The organism is Sporosarcina koreensis (genome assembly GCF_001531445.1).
Lineage (GTDB): Bacteria > Bacillota > Bacilli > Bacillales_A > Planococcaceae > Sporosarcina > Sporosarcina koreensis_C.
Genome location: NZ_LQYA01000086.1, coordinates 1 through 9,540, shown reverse-complemented (window position 1 = coordinate 9,540; position 9,540 = coordinate 1). Strand labels below are relative to the sequence as shown.

Here is a 9,540-nt window from a genome sequence, read left to right as displayed (position 1 = left end):
GCTTGATTTTGTTAGCGTTGATCGTTCGGTCCATGTTGCGTATGAAATCGTCGTCTATTCCGTACGTTTCAAACACTCGGCGCGTAGCTTCCTCAACTTTCGGCTCAAACTCCGCTTCTAATTCGCGCAATAAGTCGAAGTCTAGTAGGAAGCCGCTGCGTTCCAAGAAAACGTCTGTTTCCGGTAAGTCCTTGTCAACTAGCGAATAGCATTCGAGTAATCGGTCAGTCTTGCGCATTAGTTCGAATTGCCACTCGAAAAGCGCCCATCCGTACTTAACGTCATTAATCGCATAGATGCCGACGATTTCCGTATTGAACGGCGCAGGGCTTCGGTTACCGAAAAGATCATCGAACGAATAAACGTCGCCTTTGATGCCGAAATGCCGTCCGTATTTCTGAATCAACGGCTTTAATCCGTAATACTCCTCGTGTTCGTTCATTAAGTGCATGGCGTCTAAGGTGTCCCAAATTACGCCACGCATCGAATAGCCGTCATTCTCTGCGATGTGCATATCGTATCGGGCCGATCCCATGTGGAACGTCTTGCCTTGCGTCGGTTGCGTTAGGTACGGCGTAATGGCCGCAAGCACTTTCGAACGCGTCAGTTGCTTGTCGGTCGACTGAAACGCGTATGGAACGTCAAAGCCCGCAACGTGTCCGTAAGCTAAGTAATAGCCTTCGTCAAGCAACGGCAGCCATATCGAGAATCCGATAGAAAGGTCGATATACGAGTCGATGCCAGTACCCTCGAAGTCGCCCGCAGTCATGGAGTCGACGCCTAGAACGTCGAATCTATTCGTCCACTCCACGCGCTGACGTCGTACTTCCTCACGCAATCGCTCGACGAACGCAGGTAATTCGCTATCGTCCGTTAGGATATAGTAACCGTCCGGCTTGTTTGCGAGTGTTTCGCGTATACGTTCCTCGCGCAATCGTTCCTCTTGCTTCGCCGCAATTTCGCGCCCCATTTCGAGAACTTCGGATTTCGTTAGTTTGCCGGTTCGTAACCGTCCGACTTCGCCAGCTTCGTGGGATTTCCGCGCAAGGTCGAATAGTCTGCGTTCGTTGTCCGTAAGCTTCATTTCGCCTATACGCGCCCAAGCCTCGTCCATTGTCTCGGTGTTCGCCCGCTTAGTCGCCGCAGCTTTCGTCACCGCTTCGGAGCTTCCCTTCGTTGGGCTGCGCAAATTCAGCGTCAGTTTAACGTCTTTCAATAACGTACACATCCTCGCGTCTATCCACCCAATACTGCGCCGTCTTCCTCGCAATCTTTCCGCTTCCCATCGCCGCAGCTTCTTCTACTACGATTAAATTCGGGAAGTCTTCTGTAAAATGGATAGCGTCCCCTACTCGAATTTCCATTCGACATCCCTCCGTTAAGTAACATTCATCTTCTCGTAAAACGCAATAACTTCGTCGAAATGTTCGTCCGCCCAATCGCGGAAGCAGTCTACGTCGCAAAAGTAGCGTTTCGTGTTGTCATCGTAAACTGCGTCCGTGTGCGGGTCGGTTGCGTCGAGTTGCTTACCGCAATGGCAGGCGTTGCTTACGTTGGTCATTTGCGGTCAACACGCGATTCGACTGGCGTTAATAATTCGAGTTCACTTACGGCCGTGTACATTCCGTAACTGCTTGTTACAAACGCAGGCTCTCGCAATAGGATGGTGCCGTCCCAGCCTATCTTCTCGACCTCCGTAATGATTCCCGGATATTCTCGAAGTCCGTGGATTTTAGTTTCACCCGGAACATAACGCACAATATCGCCCTTCTTAAACTCGTCCACTTTGCGTCCAATCTTCGCGAATAATTCCGCCTTTTGCGCCGTTTCAGCGTCGACAAGTTCGATGTCTTGCGGACGGAAGAAGTCGTAGTCAGAACCGTCGAGTAGACGTACTTTAACGCTGTATTCGTCGTACTCGTCCTCTCTTTCGACTTTACCTAAATCGCCTTCGAGCATATCGTCGTACTCACCGTCAGCAAGTGCGCGCACGTAATCGCCCGCTTTCAGCTTCGGTGCTTTAGCCTTCGCGACTTCTGCGTCGGTTGCTTTGCGTAAGTTAACCGCGGCTTTCCATCCGGCATATCCTCCGTTTGTGTGTTCGAGTTTGTACGGAATACTGCTGTTATCGTCCTTCACGATCCTTGCAACGTCGCCGACTTCAGTAAGTCCGTTGCTGCCGCCGGTAACAACCGCATAATCGCCGACCTTTAGCTTCGGCTTCTCTGCGTCGGCTACCGCAGCCTCATACTTCGCAATTTCCGCAGGCGTTGCGAGGCGCATTTCGGTTAATATCGTCCAGTTTCCGCGAACCTTCGGAGTTTTCGGCTTACCCGGCACGTCTACATTTGCGCAAATTCCGTCAGTATATCCGACCTTACCGATGTCGCCGACTGCATTGCGCGATCCGTTCGTATTCGCCGTAATCACTACGATGTCGCCCGTTTTAGGCTGCGTAACGGCTTCGACTTCTTCCTGCGTTGCTTTGCGAAAGTGCTTCGTTCTTACGTTAAGCTCACGCCCGATGATGCGACTGTTTTCGTGCGCAACGACCTCGATGTAAAAGAGGTCGCTATTTACCGTTTTCACTTTACCGAGTTTCATGCTTCCGCCTGTTATGCCATATTCACTATCTGCGCTCGGCAACGGCTTGACGTAATCGCCGACTTGAAACGACTGAGCTTTCGGCGCGTAGACGAGTGTGTTCGCTTCTGTGCGTTTGAATGTCGGGTGATATAGACTGCGCTGTATTCCCTCGATATCCAACACCCTTAAAGCGTCACCTCGCTCATATACCGTTCCATACGCCTTCCCTTTGGTAAAGTTACTATTACTATTCTCCGTAAACACGACGACATCGCCCGGCTGTGCTTTGCGGTCAACTAGCGTGTATTCGGCGCCGTTGTGCGTGATCGTTTGAGTAGGTGCGTCAACTTTCGTTAATTGTCTCCGAAAGAAATATCGCCCCGTCCCGCTGTCTAGTTTTACGAAGTGTTCGCCGTCGCTGTCCGCGTATTGGTATGTTCCGTACTCACCATCGGAGTCCCTTCCGTAAACACTCGCGCCGGAAATACGTACTTTGTCGCCTTCCTTTAATTCCTCGTCTTTGCCTTCGAGCACATCCACGCGACCTTCTAGCGCAGTTACGCGGTCTGCCACTTCTGCGAGGACTGTCGTGATGTCTGCGTTGACTTTGCGGAATGCTACGAAGTTACTACTACGCGAATTCATTACGTCTCCCCCTTCGTCGCGATAATAAACTTTATCGCTATTACCACCCTCGTTACGGTGTGCCTCGTAGAATTCACCCACCGTAACTTGCGTTGTGATACCGTTTTTGACTCGTAAAAGAATGTCGTCTACCTTCGCTTCTTCTTCGACCTTCACGTACTCCGCTCCATCATACGCAATCTTCGTGATTTCTCCGTTTACCATATCGATTGTACGTACGTTTTCTAGTTTCGCCATATTCAAACCGCCGCCTTTTCCGTAGTTTAGTTTTTCACCAATGCACCTTCTCGGCTTCACGTCTTGCCTTTACTGCATCTTCAAAACTTTCGAAAGTCCCTAAGTGTATGGAGATGTAGTTAGCCCTGATCCGCGCTTCCCATTTCCCGCTTCTAGAAGGAACGACTCCAGCAACTCCGGTCGTATTATTACTGCGCAGACGCTGATTTCTAGATTGTTCGAGAGGTGTTGCCCATTCGCAATTATCTAACGAGTAGTTCCCGTCAACATCTTTGCGCTCTATCGTTGTCTTAGACTCTCCAAACTTGCTAGAGTGCTCTAAATAACTGCCGTACATGTCGGTCATAAAATTATTGAAATCCAACCAACTTTCGCAGACCTTAATTCCTCTGCCGCCATAATCTTTAAATTGCTTATATGAAGGGTTGGAACAGCGCTTTACCATTTCTGCCCACACTCTGTAAAAGCGAGTACCGCTCATTCCGTGTGTTTTATTAGCTGTCTTGTTGACATCTAGTCGTAGGCACCCGCACGATCTAGATTTTCCTATCCGCAAGTCAACCCCTCGGATAACCCCTTCGTTCCCGCAATCACATACGCAAAGCCACATAGCCTTATTCTGACTATCGTTTCCCTGCCGCTTAATGACTTCCAGTCTTCCGAAACGCTGCCCTGTTATGTCGATAAAAGTTCCGATAGAATTTAACCCACCTCTCTAGTTAACTTAACCCACCGCTTCTCTGCTGTTTGTTCCGTACTCCAATACTCGGTCAGACCTGTACAATCGAACATAAAAGCACGATTTCCGTCCACCCCGATAATGTAATCCGTTTCATCCGACGTATAAGGCTCGCCGTTACCTTTGCGCGCATATACTACGAGAGCATTGTCGCGGTCTGCCCGCACCCTCAAAGTTTTCACCTGTACGCGGTAGACCTCGCCATTCAGCGGGTCGCGCGCCAGGAAGTCGTAAACTTCGGGGACTAGTGGTTTTGCCACTTCGTAGCCCATTTGCGTCATAAGTAGCGAAGCTGCTGTCAGCTCGCTGATTGCGCCAGTAATTTGCGTTTCGTGTGCGATGTTGTTCGCCTTCCTTTCGTTTAGTTTGCGCCGTGGCGCGGACGACCCCCCGTTAAAATGGAAGAGGGTCGCTACCGTCCTCGTCGTCAGTTGGCGCGTCGGTAGAACCTGCTTGCGCGCTGTATCCGATCAAACTTACGTCAAAGCCCGCCTGTGTCAGTAGCTTCACTTGCTCGGCTTCGTCGATTTCGAATAGCAGTCCGTCGAATAGCGTCATATCGAAACTAGCCGGTGCTTTGGAAAAGTTCTCGCGCTGCTTGTCCGTCAGGTCTTCCTCCATGTCGATGACTGGCGTTAGACTTACGACTGTGCCGGTACTTTCGCCTGACTTCGATAGTTCGAACGCGAGCTTGTCGATACGCTTTTCGTACTTCTTGATTGCGCCATGAATGGCCTGCGCTTGATTCTTCGAAACGTCTACGATGATAGGCTCGCCAGTATCGAGGTCGATAAAGCCCATTGCAAAGCGTTGTTTCGCGCGATACTTGCCTGCCTCTTGCCCGTGATGATCGTTGAAATCCTGCGACAAGTCCTTATGATACTTCCACGCTTTGTCCCACGGCGTAAGGTCCGCAACCGGATAGCCTGCCGCCGATTTCTTCGATGGCTTGTCCGCGACAAAGCTGTTGATCTGCTTGTAAATACCGTAGCTATAAAACGTAATTAGGTTCGCCGTCCCTAGTACCTTTACAAAGAAGGAACTACCGGACTTAAACGAAGTAAACTCCGCCCCGCTGCCTCCGTCATTTGTTGCGTTCAATGCGTCGAGTGCGTCTGTGCCTGCTGTGTAATTCGTCAATTTAACGTCCCCTTTGCGTTGTATTATCGGTAAAGGCGTTGCGTGCGTCCACGCGTTGCCCGTCAAGTGTGCGTCCACTACCTGCGCCCGCTGATACGCTCGCACCGCGGCTTACATCGTAGGTTACGAACTGTCCGAATTTACTGCACGTTTACCCTGTCCCCATACGACTTGCGAACGTATCAGCCGACGCAAGTGCCGGCTTTATTGCGCTCTTTAGGCGCGTTTCATACGTCATCCCTCCCGTTAATCATTTCGTAATTACGCGCCCAACCGTGCGTCCTTCTACGATAAGGAGTCGAACCTTACGTCGGCATGTCCGGAACACACCCGCTAACCGTAGCTATCGTATATGAAGGAAGCCGTTCGCGATGCCCTCGCTACCCTGCCGGGCGCAGTCGAACGACGACCGCATTAAAGCGTTCTGGACACGACACTCGCACGGATCGGCGCGTAATTAACTTTATATTTCCGCGTCAATTTTACGTTAACTTTACGAAACCATTTCGCCTTCTGTCCGTAAATATATCGAGGCTTCTTCTTCAACCGCGCGGAACTCGCTCTCTTGCGTCTGCATCGCGCTTCGAATCGCCTTTGCTTCGTCTTCCAGTACGTCAATTTGCGACTGTATTAGCGCCTGCGTCCCTGGGTGTTTGCACCGGACTTTATTGCGGAATAGCTCCGCGATTTCAACGTTTAAATCCGCAAGTGCGAGGGTATACTGGCGATAAGACCGTCTAAACGTTCGATGTGCCTTGCGCAGTTCGCGCGCAATTGTCGTCTTGATTGCGTCGGTCAGTACGCCAGCTTGCGGTTCGAAGCCGCGGTATTCTGCGATGTCGTCGAGGCTGTAAACCGTGATAATTACGTCTTTGTCCGGATCAAGCACGAGACGCGTCCGTGATTTATAGTGGTCGAAAATACGGCTATTTGACGTTGCGCCGCAGTAGACCGCCGTCTGCATGTAGTTCATGAGCTGGCGATGCGCGTCGGCGTATGCGATGCCGAGCCGTTCTGCTGCGCGCCGCTTGGCGTGGTCGCTACAAGCATAGGCGCGTTTGCCGCGAAGTTGTTCCGTCATGCGAGGCGCACCCCTTTCAGGGCCGGCGTGTAGTAATCCGCCGGATCGTCGTCTGCCGGAATATCTCCGTCGTATTGCGCATATGTTAGTTTAGCTTCGTCGAGGTTGCGTCGTGATTGCGTGGAGAATTCGCCTAGATTTTGCAATTCATATATAAACATTGCTATTTACCTCCTAAAAGTTGTTGTATCCTATAATCAACGGTGTTATAATAAATTGTGGATAGTATTTTTAGAGTACTTTATTAAGTACTTATATAAAATTCTACCCACAACTAAATAAGACACCTTTGTTTGGCAGTTTTTAAGGCTGCCTACATCATCCGCATTACACGGCTAGGTATTCATTAATTTTACCGAATTGAGTCTCGTTGAAATTTTGGGCCAACCGTCGTAACTTGCGGGATACTGTTTCGTGATGGATGCCTAGGTTTTTACCGATTGCCGTCGGTCTTGCATCTGTCGTAATTAGATACTCGTTGACGATTGCCGTCGTCAGTGAGTCACTGTTTTCTACTAGGGCGTTGATAAGTTGCCGCTTATCAGCGTCCGTTTTTCTGTGTAATCGGATAAGAATGTGTCCTTGCCGGATCACTTCGTTTCCTTCTAAGTCGTATTCGGAAGGTACCTCTAGAGTTGCGGCTTCTTCCCCGTCTGCATTCTCATGGGCTTGTCCGTCGATATATTCGATCGAATCGTAGAATTGCCGTTCTTTCCGATTAGCGACCCTTGACGCCCGTTGAGTGAGGACTACCCGCATGTAAGCCGAGAATTTACCCGCACCTTCCTTGTACCCCTCGAACTTAAGGAAAAATTCCTCGTTCAGTGCGCTTTCAAACTCCGCGTATGGGATTCCGGTTGCCGCCGAATATCTCCGTGAAAGAGTTTTGATGTACGCTCGAAACTTATTAAATTGTTGTTCAAAGTTCAATATTATCTCCTCCTACTATCTTATATACATAGATTTTGAGTTTCGCACACTTTTGCGCAAAAAACTTTTAAATCTTGTACTTGTTTCATAGTATACACTATTTCAGTCGTAAATCAACTGAAGTTGTTGCATTATTATTTTTCTACTGTATAATATTAGGTAATACATAACAGAAAGAGGTAATTATTATGGCTATTTCTTATCGCGCACTTGTTTCGTATTTAGAAAAAAGAGGTATGTCGGTCAATACGCTTTATGAAGAAAAAGTATTAACGTCCGGTGCAGCTACGAAAATTCGCAATAACAAGCCAGTCAGCCTCGAAGTGATCGAAGCAATCTGCGTCCACCTCAACTTACCTATCGAAGATGTAGTCGAAATCATCCACAACACTGACGCCTAACCAGGCGTCTTTTTCATTGTATTACGCTACGTCCCTCCGTTATGGTAAAATTAACCTTGGAGGTGGTCGGTGATAAACGTTACGCTGCGTTGTCAACTATACGACCTTCGAACTGCGCGCGGTTGGACCCAGTATGACCTCGAAGTTAGGACGGGCATAAGCGAGAAAACTATCTCCGCATACGAGAATAATAGGCGACTAATGAACATCGCGACGATGGTGAAGTTTGCTATAGCTTTGCGCTGTTCGCTCGACGATCTCTACGATTACGAATTATCATAACGCGCAGTATCGCATGTCGTGGACGAGTTACGCGCTCGTCCAGGCGCAAGGTAACGTTTTGTTTAACCTGTATCGCCGTTACATCTTATCGCGAAAATAGTTCGATGTAAAGTCGTTTATTCCATTATTCGACAACTCATGATAATCCAACCGCGCTTACCTCATTTTACCGAAATGTTGCGCAATTGTATAGTGCTTTCAGTCAATTTAAATACGGTAAAGTTTGACAAATTCCGTAAACCCTCGCTTCCCATTGCGATTAATACCTCGTTAGCATCGTTATAGTCTCCGTAATCCACCTCGCATATCCGCAAATGACTTTGAAGCGCCGTCTCCGCGCGCTCATTCAACCGTCTGCCCGCCGCATCATTATCGCCACCTAGCGCCAACACTCGCAAACTACTGCGCTTGATCGCGTCTACTTGCGCAGGACTTATTGATGCACTACCGACCGCAATCGCAGGTATGCCCGCAGTCCGCCACGAAAGCACGTCGATTTCCCCTTCGCAAAGTACCGCTTCCGTTTCGCCGCGTTCGTTGATTACGTCCAGCCCGTAAACTAAGTCGGCAATCGGCGTCGCGCCCTTCGCATAAAAGAAGTCCTTACCGCGCGTGCTGCGGTATTTAATATTTGCGAGCCGACCGTCCGGCGTATGCCACGGAATTGCCGTAAAGCCCGGCTTGTCCTCGCCATATCCAACGGCATACGTGCGCTGGACTTCATCGCTAATACCTCGCGTTTTCAAGTACGGACTTACCGCTTGCGTGACTGGTTCTGGCGTCTTGTGCGTTTGGCGCGTCCGTAGCTTCGGCGCATTGATCCGAATAGGTTCGCCCGGCTTCGTTGGCGCTCCGTACTTGGCCGTGAGATAGTCCGCGACTTCTGCTTCGCACTCACCGCGCAATTCAGCGAGTAGCGCGAGCAAGCCGCCTTTCTGACCACTGCCGCTATCGCCCCACGTGCCGGCTGAATCGCCGTCTAGGTGGACGTAGAAGGATGGTCGGTTATCGTCGCGGAACGGTGAGCGTGCGATTAGCTTGTCCGCGCGCCAGTCTGCGTTGTAGCCGAAGTCGAAGTCTTCGAGTTCTTCGGCAATGTCGATGTTGAGCGCTTGATTACGTATTTTTACGATTGCCATGCGTTCGCCTCCTCGAGTAACTACTATCCTAACTTGATATGGATTAAAACTAAAGAACAAATTAAAAATCGAAATCCGCCGCAATAGCTTCGCCAGTCTCGAGTTCTTTGACTACGCCGAAATCGAATAACGCAATCAATTCTAATCGAAAGTCTTCGCCACCATTCCGTCCTTTCTCAATTCCGATCATCGCCCGGCCTTCTTTTTCAAGACTATCGAAGCTGATAAGGTTCGTCGCTATATCGAGCAGTCGCTTGGACGTTTTAACTTGATCACGCGTAGGTAGATTGAGAACGCGGTTATCGTCCTCGTCTAGTTCTTTCCGCTCCACCGTCGCCTGTACCGCGTAGAATCCAAGAA

At 49.7% G+C, this 9,540-nt stretch carries 12 protein-coding genes and 1 pseudogene; 2 read left to right on the top strand and 11 right to left on the bottom strand.

The window, feature by feature from the left end:
- The 9 genes from AWV70_RS11180 to AWV70_RS11150 all read right to left on the bottom strand — a co-directional run.
- The coding region (locus AWV70_RS11180) for a DNA polymerase I (RefSeq protein ID WP_153009963.1) at positions 1-1,216 on the bottom strand (1,216 nt) is incomplete at its 3' end.
- Positions 1,203-1,364, bottom strand: coding sequence for a hypothetical protein (locus tag AWV70_RS23830; RefSeq protein ID WP_160327652.1), 162 nt, complete (start codon positions 1,362-1,364; stop codon positions 1,203-1,205). The genes AWV70_RS23830 and AWV70_RS11180, both read right to left, overlap by 14 nt.
- Before the next feature lie 193 nt (positions 1,365-1,557).
- Positions 1,558-3,468 carry a hypothetical protein gene (locus AWV70_RS11175; protein ID WP_060207075.1) on the bottom strand — a complete coding sequence of 637 codons (1,911 nt, stop codon included), beginning with the start codon at positions 3,466-3,468 and terminating at the stop codon, positions 1,558-1,560.
- Positions 3,469-3,502: 34 nt separating this feature from the next.
- The gene (locus AWV70_RS11170) at positions 3,503-3,913 is read right to left on the bottom strand and encodes a hypothetical protein (RefSeq protein ID WP_153009962.1); all 411 of its coding nucleotides are present in this window, start codon (positions 3,911-3,913) and stop codon (positions 3,503-3,505) included.
- Positions 3,914-4,170: 257 nt separating this feature from the next.
- Complete coding sequence (locus tag AWV70_RS24515; protein WP_235588631.1) at positions 4,171-4,389, bottom strand: hypothetical protein; 219 nt, start codon at positions 4,387-4,389, stop codon at positions 4,171-4,173.
- Positions 4,390-4,600: 211 nt separating this feature from the next.
- Entirely contained in the window at positions 4,601-5,347 is a 747-nt protein-coding gene (locus tag AWV70_RS11160) for a hypothetical protein (RefSeq protein ID WP_060207069.1), read from the bottom strand.
- Positions 5,348-5,840: 493 nt separating this feature from the next.
- Complete coding sequence (locus tag AWV70_RS11155; protein ID WP_060207067.1) at positions 5,841-6,428, bottom strand: hypothetical protein; 588 nt, start codon at positions 6,426-6,428, stop codon at positions 5,841-5,843.
- Positions 6,425-6,589, bottom strand: coding sequence for a hypothetical protein (locus tag AWV70_RS23825; RefSeq protein ID WP_160327651.1), 165 nt, complete (start codon positions 6,587-6,589; stop codon positions 6,425-6,427). The genes AWV70_RS11155 and AWV70_RS23825 overlap by 4 nt, the downstream gene beginning before the upstream one ends.
- Positions 6,590-6,755: 166 nt before the next feature.
- Complete coding sequence (locus AWV70_RS11150; protein ID WP_060207065.1) at positions 6,756-7,358, bottom strand: hypothetical protein; 603 nt, start codon at positions 7,356-7,358, stop codon at positions 6,756-6,758.
- A 188-nt stretch (positions 7,359-7,546) separates the two neighbouring features.
- Between AWV70_RS11150 and AWV70_RS11145 the strand changes: the two genes are divergently transcribed.
- Both AWV70_RS11145 and AWV70_RS25330 read left to right on the top strand, forming a co-directional pair.
- Positions 7,547-7,759, top strand: a complete 213-nt coding sequence (locus tag AWV70_RS11145; protein ID WP_060207063.1) for a helix-turn-helix domain-containing protein — start codon at positions 7,547-7,549, stop codon at positions 7,757-7,759.
- Between the two features lie 69 nt (positions 7,760-7,828).
- On the top strand, positions 7,829-8,041 hold the full coding sequence (locus AWV70_RS25330; protein ID WP_060207061.1) for a helix-turn-helix transcriptional regulator: 213 nt from the start codon (positions 7,829-7,831) through the stop codon (positions 8,039-8,041).
- Between the two features lie 161 nt (positions 8,042-8,202).
- Here the strand turns inward: AWV70_RS25330 and AWV70_RS11135 are convergent, their stop codons facing one another.
- The gene (locus tag AWV70_RS11135) at positions 8,203-9,180 is read right to left on the bottom strand and encodes a toprim domain-containing protein (protein WP_060207059.1); all 978 of its coding nucleotides are present in this window, start codon (positions 9,178-9,180) and stop codon (positions 8,203-8,205) included.
- A gap of 61 nt (positions 9,181-9,241) precedes the next feature.
- Positions 9,242-9,540: pseudogene (locus AWV70_RS23820) on the bottom strand (DNA helicase); the annotation flags it as partial.

Excerpts from the sequence above, each read along its gene's own strand:
- AWV70_RS11145 (WP_060207063.1), top strand. The coding sequence starts at position 7,547 with ATGGCTATTTCTTATCGCGCACTTGTTTCGTATTTAGAAAAAAGAGGT.
- AWV70_RS11155 (WP_060207067.1), bottom strand. The coding sequence starts at position 6,428 with ATGACGGAACAACTTCGCGGCAAACGCGCCTATGCTTGTAGCGACCAC.
- AWV70_RS23830 (WP_160327652.1), bottom strand. The coding sequence starts at position 1,364 with ATGGAAATTCGAGTAGGGGACGCTATCCATTTTACAGAAGACTTCCCG.
- AWV70_RS11170 (WP_153009962.1), bottom strand. The coding sequence starts at position 3,913 with ATGGTAAAGCGCTGTTCCAACCCTTCATATAAGCAATTTAAAGATTAT.
- AWV70_RS11135 (WP_060207059.1), bottom strand. The coding sequence starts at position 9,180 with ATGGCAATCGTAAAAATACGTAATCAAGCGCTCAACATCGACATTGCC.
- AWV70_RS23825 (WP_160327651.1), bottom strand. The coding sequence starts at position 6,589 with ATGTTTATATATGAATTGCAAAATCTAGGCGAATTCTCCACGCAATCA.
- AWV70_RS11175 (WP_060207075.1), bottom strand. The coding sequence starts at position 3,468 with ATGGCGAAACTAGAAAACGTACGTACAATCGATATGGTAAACGGAGAA.